Genomic DNA, 16386 nt, shown 5'->3' with positions numbered 1-16386 from the left:
GCTGTATCCACCGGCACTAGATCGGTATCTTCACGCATGTAAACGCCTTTCTTTGTGATAGCGTGTGCCCTTGCAGCACAAATTGTAGATCAAATATAAGTAGCTCGAGTGAACGACCACCACCAACTGCTACGCAGTTGGAAGTGGCTTCTCATAAACAAGGTTCTCGGACGAGATAGCCTTGCCAAAAGAAGATCGTTTCTCACTATTGCCAGGCCACTGCGTGAGCAGCATCCCGGCAATATTCATGGCGGCATTCAGGTCTGAATGCCGGGATTTTTCACAACGGGGGCAGGTGAAGCGTTCGCCCTGCCGTTTCCCAAGCTGCTGGTGGTAGAGACAGGCCTGGGAGGTGTAGGGGGTGGGCATTGCCAGCTCCGGAATACCATTCCAGAGCAGCTTGTCCGATGCGCGGCGAATGTATTGCCCCTTCGACCCGTTGTTGATCATCTTGTTGAAGCGCCGCCCCTTGTAGTCGGGCGCGGTTTTCTCAACCGCCATGACCGTGAGGTCTTCACGAATCATGGCGGCGTTATGCTCCTTGGCGAGCGCGATTTCTTGGTTGGTCAGGTAGCCAAACCAGCTTTTCTTGAGGCCGGCAATGCGGCGATAGCGCTGGCGGCGTTTGCCCTTGAGGTGGGTAACCTTGTCCAGCAGATGAAAGAAGCGCTGGTGCAGGGATTTAACGAAGCCTTGCTGGATGCCCGCCTTCTTTTGAGGAAGGCGTTGGGTTTTATCCAGCCCGAGATAGCCGGCGATGATGTCTCGAAGGGCATGGATTTTATTGTAAAGGCGGTCAATCTGACTGCTCAGGCGGTCGAGGTACGCGCAATGTTCATGAATCGCCTTCAGGAAGTTACGCCCCGAATAGCATTGCTGGGTGACCACCTCGATATCCCGGCCTTCCCGCGAGGAAAACCATGCTTTCATCGCCGCCTTGGCGCGGGCCTGCGGAAGGTGGCGAATCACCATCAGTTCACGAAGGTCATCAGCACTCAGTTCGCGCTCGCGTTTCAGTACCGTCAGGGCAATAGTGTTGGCGTAGCCGAAATCACGCCCCACGAGGGCATCACATTCATTGAGTGCCTTGGCCAGGGCAATGAAGTCGTCGTCCCCCAGTTTGGCAGGAGAGGCATTGGCTGTTGTCTGGGCGGCGGTGTACGCGGGGCGCACCTTTTCCACCACGCCCTTGACGGCCAGGTCGGTTGTACTGATTTCTAGAACGAAACTCTTGAAGGCGGTCTCTAATCCATCAATGCCTAGGCGCCGCAAACGTTTTTCGCTCAAGTGGATAGGAATGCGGATCGGCGGCTGCCGCGGGGTGGGATGAGACACCTCAAGAAAGTGCTGATAGCAGCGGTTTGCTGGATCGTGCAGCAGCCAGGCCGCCGCTTTGTTCAGCGGGTCCAGCACCTTGCCTTCTTTCAGGCCACGCACCACGCGATAGTCCAGATGCAGATGGCAGGTAAAGGTCTCATCCTTGCCATACACCGGCGGGCGATAGCGCGACTGAACGGTTTCATGGAGATGGCGGATCACCGCAACCTGGGCCTCAGACAGCCCGCCGCTGGATCCGTCAATCACCACTTGGCGGTATAGGGTCAGCGCCGCCTCCCAGCCATCCGCCTTGGCCTGCAGGGCCTTTAATTCGGCATGACTGATCGTGTCTTGAAGGGGTTCGTCAAGGTGGTAGTAGCGCCGCCCGCTGCCCGGATAACCTTCGATTTCATCGGCACAGTGGCGAAGCTTTCCCACTAGGCGTTTCAAATAACGCCCATGCACCTCATGGGCATGATCCTTGACCGCCATTCGGGCCTTTTCGACATAGGCCTTGTTCAGCCCCTGGCGGTCTTTCTGGATGGCCAGCAGCGCTTGATCGAGTGTCTTCTTGTCCGGCACGCCCGCCAAGGGCTCGCTGACAAACACCGCAGCCATCATGGCATTGGCGGCCGCCAGGTACTGATCACGCAACTGAACCAGCGCATGGAACTTGGCATCGGTCAATTGACCGACACCAAGCGACACCATCCGCTTTTCCGAGTCGCTGTTTCCGTGACCGTAAGCCATTCGAGAACCCTTCGTGAAACGCTACGATAAGCATGGTAAAATATACAAGTTTTATCAACCACAACCCGAGTCGTGCTGCGCACGACACGCTATCCATCCCCGCCTAATGCGGTGGCTTAGATGGGGTATTCCGCGAAAAATTGATAAAGTGTAGCTCAGAGCCTTGAAACACACGGACGAATTTCATGCTACGGCGGCGACCTCCTTTCTCGTATCTTCTGGCCATACTGATTACCCTCGGGTTGCTGGTGTGGCTGGCACTGGGTGACTTTCAATATTTTCAAAGCGAAGCTCCAGCGACGACATCAGCCACTATCGAACCGCCTGGTGTGGAAGTCAGTGAGCGTACCAGTAGCGAGTATCTGCCAACGCTAAGTGTCCAAGGTCAACTCGAGGCCCATCGCAACGTCACGCTACGAGTCAACCAGGCCGGTCAGGTCATGGAGCTGCCCGTTGCCCAAGGAGACAAGATCACCGCCGGCGACACCTTGTTGATACTCGATAGCCAAGCATTGCCCGAACGCCTGGCCCAGGCCCGCGACGAGCTGGCCCTGGCGCAAGCCGAGCTTTCCGGGGCCGAAAGTCTGCGTCAACGACAACTGATTTCCCAGCCTGACCTGCTGCGCTTGCGTAGCGCCGTTACTCGCAGCCTGGCCGATATAGCCGAGCTACAACGTCAATATACCGACACCCGCCCCACCGCCCCCTTCGATGGCGTTCTTGACCAGCTGAGCGTGGAGCTTGGCGACCTGCTCCAGGTCGGGGAAAGTTGGGGACGATTGATCGATGACCGCACCCTGCTGGCCAGCGGCTGGGTGGCTCAACAGCGCGCCCACGAGATCAGCCCGGGACTCGCGGTCGATGTCCGCCTGCTCGACGGCAGGCATCTTTCCGGTGAATTGACCTATGTGGCTAGCCGAGCCGACGAGGCCACGCGCAGCTTTCAGGTGGAAGCCGAAATCGACAACCCCCAGGGCTTGCGCCTGGCCGGCGCCAGCGCTGAACTCACCATCACCCTTGCCGCCCGGCAAGTGCACGTCATTTCACCTGCCTTGCTGGTGCTGGACGAGGAAGGCCAGCTGGCGGTCAAGCACCTGGATAACCAGAATCGAGTGCAACAGACCCAGGTAGAGCTGGTCAGCGCCGACGCTCAGGCTGCGCGAGTAACCGGCCTGCCTTCCCCACTGAGACTGATCACCCTGGGCGGCGGACTGGTGGACGTCGGTGAGCGTGTGGAATCCGTTGCTGCCGAATCAGATCAGGAAGCGAACCATGCGCCGACTGATTGACGCCGCGATATCTCATGCCCGCACCACCTTGCTGTTGCTTTTCGGGCTATTGGCAGCCGGCATCGTGTCCTGGCAAGTGATTCCCAAGGAAGCCAACCCCGATGTCACCATACCGTTGGTCTACGTGGCGCTCTCGCTTGAAGGCGTTAGCCCCGAAGACGGCGAACGGCTACTGGTTCGGCCCATGGAGCAGGAACTCAGCGGTATCGAAGGGCTGCGAAAACTCAGCGCCCAGTCCAGCGAAGGCCATGCCTCCATCACCCTGGAATTCGACCCGGGTTTCGACCCCGACGCCGCCCTTTCGGAAGTGCGCGAGCAAGTCGATATCGCCCGCACCACCCTGCCTTCAGAGGCTGATGAACCTCGCGTCATGGAAGTCAATGTCTCGGAGTTTCCGGTACTGAGCCTAGGACTTTCGGGACAACTGGACACCCGCCAGCGAATCACCCTGGCCCGGCGACTCAAGGAGGAGTTCGAAGGCATCGCCGACGTTCTGGAAGTGGATATCGGCGGTGACCGCGACGAGCTTCTGGAAATCGTCATCGACCCCCTGGTGCTGGAAAGCTATGACGTGAATTTCGATACCCTGTTCAATCAGGTAGCGCGCAACAACCGCCTAGTGGCCGCGGGCAGCCTGGATACCGGCGCGGGTCGCCTGGCACTGAAGGTTCCCGGGATTATCGAGACGCTGGAAGACGTCATGAACATGCCGGTCAAGGTGGAAGGGGACCGCGTGGTCACTTTCGGCGATGTCGCCTGGATTCATCCTACTTTCAAGGACCCGCAAGGCTTTGCGCGCATCGATGGCCAACCGGCGGTGGTATTGGAGATCTCCAAACGGGCCGGTGCCAATATCATCGCCACCATCGGCGCTGTGCGTGAGCGGCTTGCCGAAGCCGAGGAGATGCTTCCGGAGTCGCTGCATATCACCACCATTCTCGACGAGTCCACCACGGTTCGAGACATGCTCTCGGAGCTTTTGAACAATGTGCTTACCGCCGTGGTGCTGGTGTTGATTGTGGTGGTGGCGGTCATGGGGTGGCGTACCGCCTTGTTGGTGGGCCTGACCATTCCCGGCGCCTTCTTGACCGGCATCCTGCTGATAGGCACCTTAGGCTTCACCCTCAATATCGTAGTGTTGTTTGCGCTGATTCTGGTGGCAGGCATGCTGGTCGATGGCGCCATCGTGGTGAGTGAGCTGGCCGACCGTCATCTGCGTGAGCATCAATCCCCGCGAGACGCCTGGCTGAACGCCTCGGCGCGCATGAGCTGGCCGGTAATTGCTTCTACCGCCACTACCCTGGCGGTGTTCATTCCTCTGTTATTCTGGCCCGGGGTGGTCGGCCAGTTCATGAAATACCTTCCGGCCACGGTAATCCTCTGCCTGCTGGCGTCACTGGCCATGGCCCTGATATTTCTACCCACGCTAGGCAGTATTTTCACCCGCAAGACGGCTCGCCCCACCAAGGGTTCTTCCGACCAGCAACGCACGACCACCCTGGGCAGGTTCTACCGAACCACGCTAAGCCGACTGCTTGTTCATCCCGGCTGGGTCCTGACGTTCACCTTGCTGCTCATCGCCTTGATCTACACCGGTTATGCCCGTTTCAACCACGGGGTGGACTTTTTCCCGTCGGTGGAACCGGAGAGCGCCCAGGTACTGGTACGCGCTCGAGGTGATTACTCCGCCGAGGAAACCGATGCCATCGTGCAGCGCGTCGAAAGACGCCTGACCGGCATGAGCGAAGTCCAGGCGCTGTATGCCCGCTCCTTTGCGGTGCCCAACGAGCAGTTAGGTAATGATGTTATTGGAGTGCTTCAGTTTCAGTTGATCGACTGGCATCAAAGGCGCCCGGCTCAAGCGATTCTGAACGACATGGCCGAGCGCAGCCGCGATATCCCCGGCATCATTCTGGAGTTTCGCGAACAGGAGATGGGCCCCGGGGGCGGCAAACCCATCGTACTGGAAGTCAGCGCCGTTCAACCGGAACGTATCGCCGATGCGGTAGAGCTTCTGCGCCGGCAGATGGCTGAGCTGGGCGGCTTCGAGGATATTCAGGATAACCGCAGCTTGCCGGGCGTGGAGTGGCGGCTAAACGTGGACCGTGAGGCGGCGGCTCGTTTCGGAACCGACGTCACCACCATTGGCAGTGCCGTGCAGTTATTGACCACCGGCTTGCGCGTTTCCTCTTATCGCCCCCAGGGGGTCAATGACGAGGTGGATATTCGCGTTCGCTTGCCTGAGCAGTGGCGCTCTTTGAATCAACTCGAACGTCTGACCCTCAATACCCCACGCGGCCAAGTGCCCATCACCAATTTCGTCAAGATCACGCCGGGTCCCAAGGTAGGCACTCTGCACCGCATCGACGGTCGCCGGACGATTACCCTGGAAGCCGACCTGGCCCCCGGCTACCAGGCTGACGAGCGCCTGCGCGCCCTGGCCGAAACCGCTTTTTCCTCATTGCCAGAGGGTGTCATGGTCAATGTCGCCGGCGAACAGGAAGATCAGCAGGAATCGGCCCAGTTTCTGGGAACCGCCTTCATGGTAGCGATCGGCTTGATGGCGTTGATCCTGGTGACTCAGTTCAACAGTTTCTATCAGGCGGGGTTGGTGCTCTCGGCGATCGTGTTTTCCACCGCCGGCGTCTTGATGGGGTTGCTTGTGACCGGGCAAGCCTTCGGTATCGTGATGGTCGGCATGGGGGTGATTGCCTTGGCGGGCATTGTGGTCAACAACAATATCGTACTGATCGACACCTACAATGAGCTGCGCGGCACAGGGCTTGAGCCGGGCGCCGCAGCCCTTGAAGCGGGTTGCCTACGTTTACGCCCGGTGCTGTTGACCGCCATCACCACGGTGCTGGGTCTAATGCCCATGGTGCTGGGCGTGAACGTGAATCTGTTTGCGCCATCTCTGGGCTTCAATGCCCCTTCGGCTCAGTGGTGGTCGCAGATGTCGAGCGCCATTGCCGGCGGCTTGACCTTTGCCACCGCCCTTACCTTGCTGCTGACCCCCTGCATGCTGGTGCTCGGCAGCAGGCGGCATCGCCAAAGGGCCGTTTAGGGTGCTGCTGAAGCCACGACTGCACTGGGACTATGCACGGCGTGCATCCGGGCGATCAGCTGATCCTCGAGAACGAAGCGATCGCTCAACCCCTTGGCCAGACGCTCGAGCCAGGCCGGCAGGCGAGAAAGATTATGCTCACAGCTCAGTGCGGTGGCGTAATCGGTATCGAACGCCAAGACCAATTCGGTGGACATTTCCAGGCGTTCAAGCAGCTTGTCGGCAATCAGCAGCGCCTGATCATCATTGAAGGCGCGAGCTTCTTCCGCCAGTTGCGGGTAGATCTCGAAATGCCCCGCACTGATGTAATCCATCAGCACTTCACTGAAATGATCGATCCCCGCCTTGCTGACCGTTTCAAGCTCCGCATCACAGGCGTCATTGAGTTCAACGAAACTCACCAGTAGCTCGTGGCGCTGATCCAGCCAGCGATCGATCAGCGAGTGCACACCGCCCCAGCGTTCCCGGGCATTTTTACAATCTTCGAGCATGGAATTCTCTCCTTGGTGATACCAGCTCTCTCTATACGAGGCTAGATTCGCTTGTTCCTGTTCCCGCTGTCAATCCCGCCGACTAATGAACTTGGCGGTCCTTGGCCCATGCCAGCCAAAGGAGCCTCAGCGGGACCAGCGCCAGGATGGCAAAACCGATCAGCGTCCAGGCGGGCAGAGAAAGACCCAACAGCATGAAATCTATCTCGGCGCACTCGCCTGAGCCTGAAAGCACCATTCCCACCACGTCCTGAAGCGGCAGAATATCCAGCATGTAGTCCAGCCCGGGCCCACAGCTGGGAACTTTATCCGCAGGCAGCGTCTGCAGCCATACATGCCGACCGGCGATGAATGCACCACCACTCACAGTCACAAGCCCAAGCACACCGTATACCGCCGCGCCCAACCGCCCGCCGGGGTTATGCACGGCTGCCACCGCAAGTACCGCTGCCGTGGCCAATACCGCCACACGCTGAAAGATGCACAGCGGACACGGCGCCAGCCCGGCGATATGCTCAAGACTCAGTGCGACGACCATCATCAGGGCGCAGAATGCCAGGCCCACCAGCGCTACCGGACGTACGGTCGTGACATTCAAGAAGCGGCTCCGGAGGCAAGCGAGCTCGACACACGCGATTCGCGAGCCCGGCTGAAATAATCGTCAAGAAACGCATCGAAACTCTGCGTATCGGCTTGCTCGATATCTTGCTGCTGCTGATGAGAGGTTTCCACCAGCTGCTCCAGCAACGCCTCCCGGGCGCGCTGAGACGCAGGCTGCGCCATGAATTCCGCCTGCTGTTGCTTGGCCAGCGCCAGCATGGCATCGCTCAGCGATTCTTGATTGTCCTGCAGGCGAGTCAACAAGCGGCCGGAAGGAGTGAGATCCGGGTTCTCCAGCAGAGGCGCCAGGGCTTGCAACGCCTCGGCATGCGGCGAGCCGTCTTCCATGGCGTCCAGCAAACGGCTTACCTCAGCCATTTCAGCAAAGATCTGCCCACCCCACTGGGCGATGGAACAGGCGTCGCCATCGTTGAGCAGACGCAACGCCGGGTCACGGCCGCGCTCCACCACCAGGCGCCGGTTGTCATCCAGACGGTCGCATTCCTCGTCGCTGATCCAGGGGCTGTCACTGAGCAGACACCACATCAGGAAGGTATCCATGAAGCGCATCTGCGTCTCGGTAATCCCCAGGGCATCAAAAGGATTGAGGTCCAGGCAGCGCACTTCGATGTACTCCACGCCACGCGATTCAAGCGCCTGGCTTGGGGTTTCATTGTGACGTGTCACGCGCTTGGGGCGAATATCGCTGTAGTACTCGTTTTCGATCTGCAGGATATTGGCGTTGAGTTGTTGCCACTGCGTCTCGCCCGACTCGTCGGTAACCTTGACGCCCAGCTTTTCATAATCCGGCCAGGGGCTGGAGATCGCATGGCGCAAGGTGTTGACGTAATTCGACAAGGAGTTGAAGCAGATCTTGAGCTGTGCCTGCACCTTGTTCTGATAGCCCAGGTCGGACATGCGCAGGGTGGTCGCATAAGGCGCGAAGTACGTCTGTTCATCGAGCACCTTGAGTTTTTCCGGCACCTTGCCGCCGGGCAGGGCGTGCTTGTCGAGAAAGCTCTTGTCGATGGCCGGTGACGCACCGAACAGGTAGAGCAACAGCCAGCTGTGTCGCCGAAAATGCCGGATCAAACCAAAATAGCGTGTCGAGCGATAATCGTTGAACGGCGTTGCGGTGGCGCCATCCAGCTCACGCAGCGCCTGCCACATGTCGTCGGCCAGCGAGACGTTGTAATGCACGCCGGCAATCGCCTGCATGATGCGCCCGTAGCGCACATCCAGCCCCTTGCGATAAACCTTTTTCATCTTGCCCACATTGGACGTGCCGTAATCGGCAATCGGAATACTTTCATTGCCCGACAGACGCGCGGGCATGCTGCCCGGCCAGATCAACTCCTCACCCAGGTAGCGATAACTGAAGCGGTGCAGATCAGCCATGAAGGACAGCGCTTCGCGCGGCTGCGAATATACCGGGGTGATATATTCCAGCAGGGCTTCGGAGTAATCCGTGGTGATATGCGGATGAGTCAGCTTGGAGCCTAACGCCCAAGGGTGCGGGGTCTGAGCGATGCGCCCCTCAGGATCAACGCGCAAGCCCTCTTTTTCCAGACCACGGCGCAGACGGCTGATACGCCCCTGGCGGGCCGCCGGGATCAGGCGATCCACCTGCTGGGTAAGTGCAGTGGGCACCGAGTCTGTCATTGACTCAGTGGATGAGCTTGGCACAGCAAGAGGTTCAAGCAAGGTGAACGCTCCTTGTCAAAAGGCCCGCCGAGCGGGCCTGGGTGAAATCGATCGGCGGAGCCATCAAACCAGAAGGATATGGCGTCGCCATGGCAAGATTCAAGCCACACAGGCTTAGAGTCATCTCACAGGCTTGGTTATCTCACAGGCATTAGTTATCCCGGCGTGCCTTGAGCAGCGCCGCACCCAACGCCCCCATGGGGGCGCTGTCTTCCTGTGTCGCTTTTCCCCGACTCTTGGCCGGGCGACGCCGGGCATTGGCGCTAGTGTCCGGCTGGCGGGAAGGCGCGGCACCCTCTTCTTCCACGCTGTCATCCAGACGCATGGAAAGCCCGATGCGCTTGCGCGGAATATCCACGTTCATCACTTTGACCTGGACGATATCACCGGCCTTGACCACGCTGCGCGGGTCTTCGACAAAACGATCGGCAAGCGCAGAAATATGCACCAGACCATCCTGGTGAACGCCGATATCCACAAAGGCACCGAAATGGGTCACGTTGGTGACCGTGCCCTCCAGAACCATGCCGGCTTCCAGGTCCTTCAGGGTTTCCACCCCTTCACGAAATTCAGCGGCACGGAATTCAGGCCGCGGGTCCCGCCCGGGCTTGTCCAGTTCCTTAAGAATGTCACTGACCGTGGGAATACCAAAGCGTTCATCGGCAAAGTCGGCGGGATCGAGCGCCTTGATCGCGGCGCTGTCACCGATCAAGCCGCCCAGATCACGCCCGCTGTGCTTAGCCATACGCTTCACCAACGAATAGGCTTCCGGGTGGACGGCACTGCCATCCAAGGGATTTTCCGCCCCGTTGATACGCAGGAAACCAGCGCACTGCTCGAAAGTTTTCGGCCCCAGACGGCTGACCTCCAGCAAGGCCTTGCGTGTCTTGAACGCGCCCTGCTGGTTGCGCTGCATGACGATGTTTTCGGCCAGGGTGGTACTCAGCCCGGCCACCCTTGAAAGCAAGGCACTGGAAGCGGTATTGAGATCCACCCCCACGGCGTTCACACAGTCCTCGATCACCACTTCCAGACTTTTCGAGAGCTGCAGCTGGGAAACGTCGTGCTGGTATTGACCCACCCCGATGGACTTGGGCTCGATCTTGACCAGTTCCGCCAAGGGGTCTTGCAAGCGCCGGGCGATCGACACCGCGCCGCGCAGCGTGACATCCAGATCGGGAAATTCACGGGCGGCATATTCCGAGGCCGAATACACCGAGGCGCCCGCCTCACTGACCATGACCTTGCTCAGACGCTGCTCGGGCGCCAGCAGCTGTACCAACTCGGCGGCCAGCTTGTCAGTTTCACGACTGGCGGTCCCGTTGCCGATGGCCACCAGTTCCACATCATGGGTTTTCGCCAAGCGGGCAAGCTCGGCCAGGGATTCCCGCCATTGCTTCTGCGGCGCATGAGGGTAGATGGTGGCATGCGCCACGAACTGACCGGTGGCGTCCACCACCGCGACCTTGCAGCCGGTACGCTGGCCGGGGTCGATCGCCAGGGTGACCTTGGGCCCGGCGGGCGCGGCCAGCAGCAGGTCTTTCAGGTTGGCGGCAAACACTTCGATCGCGGTCAGTTCGGCCTGCTCACGCAGGCGGCCCAGCAATTCCGTTTCCAGGGCGGTATAGAGTTTCACTCGCCAGGTCCAGCGCACCACCTCGGCCAACCAGCGGTCGGCGGCACGCCCTTGATCGCGAAGGCCGAACTGCCGGGCGATCATCACCTGGGCGGGATGCAGCGGTGCCTCCTCTTCCCCCGGCAAACGAATCGCCAGGCTCAGCACACCTTCGTTGCGGCCACGGAACATGGCCAGCGCCCGGTGAGAGGGCACCTTGGCAAGGGCTTCATCGTGCTCGAAATAATCGGAGAACTTGGCGCCTTCCTGCTGCTTGCCCTCAAGCAAACGCGCGCTCAGCCGTCCTTCGGCCCATAACCGTTCACGCAACATGCCGATCAATTCCGGGTCTTCGGCAAAGCGCTCCATCAGAATCTGCTTGGCACCGTCGAGTGCCGCCTTGGCATCTTCGATGGCGGGAATATCACCTTCAGCGGGGCGCAGGTAGTGGGCAGCCTCGGACTCCGGATTCAAGGTCGGGTCGCCAAGCAAGGCATCGGCCAGCGGCTCCAGACCCGCCTCTCGGGCTATCTGGGCCTTGGTGCGACGCTTTTTCTTGTAGGGAAGGTAAAGGTCTTCCAGCCGTTGCTTGGTATCGGCAGCTTGCAGCTTGGCCGCCAACTCATCGCTCAGCTTGCCCTGCTCATCGATGGCGGCGATAACCGCGGCACGCCGCTCTTCCAGCTCACGCAAGTAACGCAGACGTTCGTCCAACTGGCGCAACTGAGTATCGTCCAGGGCACCGGTGACTTCCTTGCGGTAACGGGCAATGAAAGGCACGGTAGCGCCGCCGTCAAGCAGCTCGACAGTGGCGGAGACCTGCTGAGGGCGAACGGCAAGCTCGTCGGCAAGGCGCGAGATAATACGCTGATTGACATTCATATATCGCAAATAACTCATGCGGCATCAAAGATGCGACAAGGTATCACAATCGCCGCAATGGCGCTTCATGCCGGTACAAAGCGCAATGCCACCCCATTGTTGCACCACCGCAAGCCGCTGGGATCAGGCCCATCTCCGAAAACATGGCCCTGGTGACCACCACAACGCGCGCAGTGATATTCGGTACGCGGCCAGATCATGCTGACGTCGAGTTTCGACAACAGGTGTCCCTCGACATGCTCGAAAAAGCTTGGCCAGCCGGTACCCGACTCGTATTTCATGGTGCTTTCGAACAACACCAGCTCACAGCCGGCACACTGATAGCGACCTTCTCTCCATTCATCGTTCAGTGGGCTGGAAAAAGCCGGCTCCGTAGCATGGTCACGCAGGACGTCATACTGCGCCGGCGTCAGTCTTTCCTGCCACTCGGCATCGCTGAGTTCGAGGGGCGTGATGTCAGCAGCACGTGAAAGCTTCAACCGTGGAAAGCCAAAGGCGACACCCGGCAAACTTCCCACCAGACCGGTAGCCGCTGCCAACCCTAAAAAATGCCGACGCTTCATCAGAATTCTCCCGTCTGATCTGTACCAAGGTTGTAAACGATTCTTCGCCCTTCCCCAGATGCCAGAAACGCAACGGGGGAAGCGATATACGCTTCCCCCGTTCAGACTGCCGATTGTGCGGTCAGTTCATCCAGGCAAAATAACTATACAAACCTGTCATGCAATCAGGTCAGCTGCGGACCGGCTTTGACGATGGCCTCACTGACGCCTTCGAATTTCTTGAAGTTATCCACGAACTTGGCCGCCAGCTCCTGGAGGTTGCGATCGTAGGCATCACGGTCTTGCCAGGTATCGCGCGGGTCGAGCAGGCTGGAATCCACCCCCGGCACGGCAACCGGCACCGCCAGATTGAGGCCGTCCACGTGGCGTGTTTCCACCTCACGCAGCACACCGGACTGAATCGCGCTGATAATGGCACGGGTGGTGGGAATCGAGAAGCGAGCACCGCCCTCACCGTAGGCACCACCGGTCCAGCCGGTATTGACCAGATACACCTGGGCATCCTTGGCATCCACCCGCTTGATGAGTAGATCGGCGTATTCACGTGCGGGGCGCGGGAAGAACGGCGCGCCGAAGCAGGTCGAGAAAGTAGCTTCGAGCCCGTCGGAAGAGCCCATCTCGGTGGACCCCACCTTGGCGGTATAACCGGAAAGGAAATGGTACGCCGCGGCTTCCTTGCTCAACACGGATACCGGCGGCAATACGCCGGACATGTCGCAGGTCAGGAAGACGATGGCGTTGGGTTCACCGGCACGGTTTTCCGAGACACGCTTTTCGATGTGCTCAAGCGGGTAGGCAGCGCGCGAGTTCTGGGTCAGGCCGTCATCGGCGTAATTGGGTTCGCGCCGGTCATTCAACACCACGTTTTCCAGCACGGTGCCGAACTTGATGGCCTTCCAGATCACCGGCTCGTTTTTCTCGGAAAGGTCGATACATTTGGCGTAGCAACCCCCTTCGATATTGAATACTGTGCCTTCACCCCAGCCGTGCTCGTCGTCACCGATCAAATAGCGCCCCGAGTCGGCGGAGAGTGTCGTCTTGCCGGTACCGGAAAGCCCGAAGAACAGGCAGGTTTCGCCGTCTTCTCCGACGTTAGCCGAGCAATGCATGGGCAATACATCAAACGCCGGCAACAGGAAGTTCTGTACCGAGAACATCGCCTTCTTCATTTCCCCGGCGTAACGCATGCCGGCGATCAACACTTTCTGCTGGGCGAAGTTGATAATCACGCAACCGTTGGAGTTAGTCCCATCGCGGTTGGGTTCACACTCGAAAAACGGCGCATTGAGAATCTGCCAGTTGTTCTTGGCAGAGGGGTTGTATACCTCGGGACGCACGAACATGGTGCGGCCGAAGAGGTTGTGCCAGGCGGTTTCGGTGGTCACGCGTACCGGCAGATAATAAGTCGGGTCACTGCCGACATGCAGTTCGGAAACGAAATGATCGGCACTGGCCAGATAATCGTCTACACGCCCCCAGAGGGCATCGAACTTTTCCGCATCGAACGGACGGTTGACGCTACCCCAATCGATTTGATCGCGAGTCGACGGCTCGTCGACAATGAAGCGGTCCTTGGGGGAGCGACCGGTACGTTCACCGGTGTTGACTACCAGGGCGCCATCGGCCGACAGGCGGCCTTCACCACGGGCCACGGCGCGCTCGATGAGTTCGGCGCTGCTGAGATTAACATGGACTTGGGGAGCGGCTTGAGTCGTGGTCATGTCGATTCCTTGGCCTTTGGGCCGATTCACTCGTTTACCAGGCGTCACCGACGCCGTAAAAAAATCATCCCAACCCCATGCAACAACCACTTACCGGGCCAGGCTCGATGAAAACGCAGGCATTATGCCAAAAACAACGCCCTCAGGGAACGGGGGCGTTGGCAGAAGATCTTGTAGTTAAACTACGAAAAAACCACCATATGGTGTATTGCTACGCAGCCGAAATTAAAACGCTCATTTGCTCGGGAGGCTGACAGGCCTGAATCGTCTGGCTCTGTACTTTTCCGGCACCGGCAGTCACTTTTAAAACCGCGACTACATAATCAGTGAATCACGGGTGATGGCGCGTCGGGATTATCCAACATTGTTTCAATTTCAGCCGCCGTGTAGTGATAGCGAGAGTGACAGAAGTGGCATTGGGTGTCGATCGCGCCCTGTTCTTGCAGGATTTCGCGCAGCTCATCCGCTCCCAGCGTCAATAGCCCGGCCCCCATACGCTCACGCGAACAGGTGCACCCAAAACGCAGCGCCTTGGGTTCGAATACCCGCACGGTTTCCTCGTGATACAGCCGATACAGCACCTCGCGCTGCTCAAGACCGAGTAATTCCTCGGTCTTGATGGTATCGCCCAATACAACGCTACGTTCCCAGGCATCCACATCCTGATTCTGCGCCTGCTGCGGCAGGCGTTGCAGCAAAAGCCCCCCGGCACGCTTGCCATCCGCCGCCAACCACAGGCGAGTGGGCAACTGTTCGGATTGGGAGAAATACGCTTCAAGGCAACCCGCCAGGCTTGGATGATCCAGCGCCACGATGCCTTGATAACGATTGCCCTCCCGCGGGTCGAGGGTGATCACGATCTGGCCATTACCCACCAGCTCGCGGAATTCGGCATGCTCCGTCGGCAAGCTGGCATCTTCCGCCACCCGCGCAATCGCTCGCAATTCGCCGCCGGGGTTGGACTCGGCCATCAACAGGGAAAGCACTCCCTGGCCGCGCACCTCGATGCTCAGGGTACCGTCGAGTTTGACGGTATCGGTCAAAAGCGCCACTGCCGCCAGCAGTTCACCCAGCAGCACATTGACGGCCGCTGGGTATTGATGGCGGTCGAGGACATCCTGATAGGCGCGCTCCAGGGTGACGATTTCACCGCGCACGTTGGTCTGGTCAAACAGGAATCGTTGTATCTGGTCGGTCATATCACTCTCAATTCAGAACTATCAATTCAGAACTATCAATTCAGAATTCACAAGTCGGTTCATTCATCGCCCTGGTGGCGTTGAAACCGTTGGATGTCGCGGCGCTGTTTCTTGTCCGGGCGTTTCAGAGGATGCTGCATGACCTCGTTGGTCAGGCGGCGGGCTTCGGCTTCGCGCTCACGACGCTCACGGCTCTCGGGGGTTTCTTCATAAAGCTTGCGGGCTTCGGGTGCCCCTCGGCGCTGATCGGAAACCGCCAGCACTTCCACTTCGAGAACATCCCAACCTTGAGGCACGCGAATCAATGCTCCCTGCTCCACGACCTTGCTGGTTTTCGAGCGCCCGCCATTGTAGTGAACCTTGCCACCCTCTATGGCCTTCTTCGCCAATTGGCGCGTCTTGAAAAAACGCGCCGCCCATAGCCATTTATCCAGGCGTACAGTATCGCTCATCCACTCTCTCCTTGGGGGTACGGTAGCTCCGAGGGTAGCAAACGCGCGAAACGATCCAGCGCAATGAATTCTTCCAATTCCTTCTCCGGCTTGCGGCTATCGGGTTGCTTGATACCCATCAAGTAACGGATCCCGAACTCGCGGGCACTTTCCAGCACGGCGGCATTATCATCGATGAACAAGGTGCGTTCGGGGTCGAACGGCTCGACGTCCTGCAAGGCAAACCAGAATTCCTGGGCCTCCTTGGGTACGCCGAAGTCGGCCGATGAGACAATCGCATCCAGATACTGTTCGATGCCGGTCAGAGGCAGCTTGAGCGCCAGGCTTTCGCGGTCGGCGTTGGTGGCCAGCACCACGCGAGGGTGGGCTTGCTTAAGCCATTGGAGAAAATCCAGGGCATCGCTACGCAAACCGATCAAATGTTGGATTTCGCGCTTGAGGGCGACGATATCCACCCCGAGCTCCCGACTCCAGTACGCCAGGCTGTACCAGTTGAGCGTACCTTGCTCGCGGATGATTCGCGCACGCAATGTCTCTTGGGTGGCTTCATCCAGACGGTGCAGTTCGGCATAACGTCGGGGCAAGTGGTCGAGCCAGAAATGGCTGTCGAAATGCAGATCCAGCAGGGTGCCGTCCATGTCCAGCAGGACGGTATCAATAGCGCGCCAATCGATCATCGCGGCTCCGGTCGTGGCGTTGATAAGCATGCTATTGTAGCGTAACCACCTACCGCCAGCCA

General features: G+C 59.1%; 12 protein-coding genes. 2 read left to right on the top strand and 10 right to left on the bottom strand.

Features of this window, described 5'->3' with window-relative positions; translation table 11 throughout:
- Positions 1–129: 129 nt before the first annotated feature.
- A complete protein-coding gene (locus DU506_RS08600; protein ID WP_114486527.1) occupies positions 130–2067 on the bottom strand; it encodes a zinc ribbon domain-containing protein in 1938 nt (645 codons plus the stop codon).
- A gap of 185 nt (positions 2068–2252) precedes the next feature.
- Here DU506_RS08600 and DU506_RS08595 point away from each other — a divergent pair, with 185 nt between their 5' ends.
- A complete protein-coding gene (locus tag DU506_RS08595) occupies positions 2253–3356 on the top strand; it encodes an efflux RND transporter periplasmic adaptor subunit (RefSeq protein ID WP_114486526.1) in 1104 nt (367 codons plus the stop codon).
- Positions 3340–6420: an efflux RND transporter permease subunit gene (locus DU506_RS08590; protein WP_114486525.1), complete on the top strand. Its 3081-nt coding sequence runs from the start codon at positions 3340–3342 to the stop codon at positions 6418–6420. Before DU506_RS08595 ends, DU506_RS08590 begins: the two co-directional genes overlap by 17 nt.
- Here the strand turns inward: DU506_RS08590 and rsd are convergent.
- The 9 genes from rsd to yrfG all read right to left on the bottom strand — a co-directional run bounded on the left by rsd (position 6417) and on the right by yrfG (position 16324).
- Positions 6417–6911 carry a sigma D regulator gene (gene rsd, locus DU506_RS08585; protein WP_114486524.1) on the bottom strand — a complete coding sequence of 165 codons (495 nt, stop codon included), beginning with the start codon at positions 6909–6911 and terminating at the stop codon, positions 6417–6419. The genes DU506_RS08590 and rsd overlap by 4 nt on opposite strands.
- Before the next feature lie 82 nt (positions 6912–6993).
- On the bottom strand, positions 6994–7509 hold the full coding sequence (locus DU506_RS08580; protein ID WP_114486523.1) for a disulfide bond formation protein B: 516 nt from the start codon (positions 7507–7509) through the stop codon (positions 6994–6996).
- Positions 7506–9173 carry a glutamate--cysteine ligase gene (gshA, locus tag DU506_RS08575; protein ID WP_114486522.1) on the bottom strand — a complete coding sequence of 556 codons (1668 nt, stop codon included), beginning with the start codon at positions 9171–9173 and terminating at the stop codon, positions 7506–7508. The genes DU506_RS08580 and gshA overlap by 4 nt, the downstream gene beginning before the upstream one ends.
- Before the next feature lie 193 nt (positions 9174–9366).
- Positions 9367–11712: a Tex family protein gene (locus DU506_RS08570; protein ID WP_114486521.1), complete on the bottom strand. Its 2346-nt coding sequence runs from the start codon at positions 11710–11712 to the stop codon at positions 9367–9369.
- 65 nt (positions 11713–11777) lie between these two features.
- Positions 11778–12275: a peptide-methionine (R)-S-oxide reductase MsrB gene (msrB, locus tag DU506_RS08565; RefSeq protein ID WP_114486520.1), complete on the bottom strand. Its 498-nt coding sequence runs from the start codon at positions 12273–12275 to the stop codon at positions 11778–11780.
- Positions 12276–12439: 164 nt separating this feature from the next.
- Positions 12440–13996 (bottom strand): phosphoenolpyruvate carboxykinase, encoded by a 1557-nt coding sequence (locus DU506_RS08560; protein ID WP_114486519.1) that lies wholly within the window; start codon positions 13994–13996, stop codon positions 12440–12442.
- A 323-nt stretch (positions 13997–14319) separates the two neighbouring features.
- Positions 14320–15195, bottom strand: coding sequence for an Hsp33 family molecular chaperone HslO (gene hslO / locus DU506_RS08555; protein ID WP_114486518.1), 876 nt, complete (start codon positions 15193–15195; stop codon positions 14320–14322).
- A 59-nt stretch (positions 15196–15254) separates the two neighbouring features.
- Positions 15255–15647, bottom strand: coding sequence for a ribosome-associated heat shock protein Hsp15 (gene hslR / locus DU506_RS08550; protein ID WP_114486517.1), 393 nt, complete (start codon positions 15645–15647; stop codon positions 15255–15257).
- Entirely contained in the window at positions 15644–16324 is a 681-nt protein-coding gene (gene yrfG, locus DU506_RS08545) for a GMP/IMP nucleotidase (RefSeq protein WP_114486516.1), read from the bottom strand. The genes hslR and yrfG overlap by 4 nt, the downstream gene beginning before the upstream one ends.
- Positions 16325–16386 lie beyond the last annotated feature (62 nt).

The sequence above is a fragment of the Vreelandella rituensis genome (assembly GCF_003336665.1).
In the GTDB taxonomy this organism is placed as follows: domain Bacteria; phylum Pseudomonadota; class Gammaproteobacteria; order Pseudomonadales; family Halomonadaceae; genus Vreelandella; species Vreelandella rituensis.
This window is presented reverse-complemented; position numbering and strand designations above follow the sequence as displayed.

Excerpts from the sequence above, each read along its gene's own strand:
- rsd (WP_114486524.1), bottom strand. The coding sequence starts at position 6,911 with ATGCTCGAAGATTGTAAAAATGCCCGGGAACGCTGGGGCGGTGTGCAC.
- DU506_RS08595 (WP_114486526.1), top strand. The coding sequence starts at position 2,253 with ATGCTACGGCGGCGACCTCCTTTCTCGTATCTTCTGGCCATACTGATT.
- DU506_RS08570 (WP_114486521.1), bottom strand. The coding sequence starts at position 11,712 with ATGAATGTCAATCAGCGTATTATCTCGCGCCTTGCCGACGAGCTTGCC.
- msrB (WP_114486520.1), bottom strand. The coding sequence starts at position 12,275 with ATGAAGCGTCGGCATTTTTTAGGGTTGGCAGCGGCTACCGGTCTGGTG.
- gshA (WP_114486522.1), bottom strand. The coding sequence starts at position 9,173 with ATGACAGACTCGGTGCCCACTGCACTTACCCAGCAGGTGGATCGCCTG.
- DU506_RS08600 (WP_114486527.1), bottom strand. The coding sequence starts at position 2,067 with ATGGCTTACGGTCACGGAAACAGCGACTCGGAAAAGCGGATGGTGTCG.
- DU506_RS08560 (WP_114486519.1), bottom strand. The coding sequence starts at position 13,996 with ATGACCACGACTCAAGCCGCTCCCCAAGTCCATGTTAATCTCAGCAGC.
- yrfG (WP_114486516.1), bottom strand. The coding sequence starts at position 16,324 with ATGATCGATTGGCGCGCTATTGATACCGTCCTGCTGGACATGGACGGC.
- DU506_RS08590 (WP_114486525.1), top strand. The coding sequence starts at position 3,340 with ATGCGCCGACTGATTGACGCCGCGATATCTCATGCCCGCACCACCTTG.
- hslR (WP_114486517.1), bottom strand. The coding sequence starts at position 15,647 with ATGAGCGATACTGTACGCCTGGATAAATGGCTATGGGCGGCGCGTTTT.
- hslO (WP_114486518.1), bottom strand. The coding sequence starts at position 15,195 with ATGACCGACCAGATACAACGATTCCTGTTTGACCAGACCAACGTGCGC.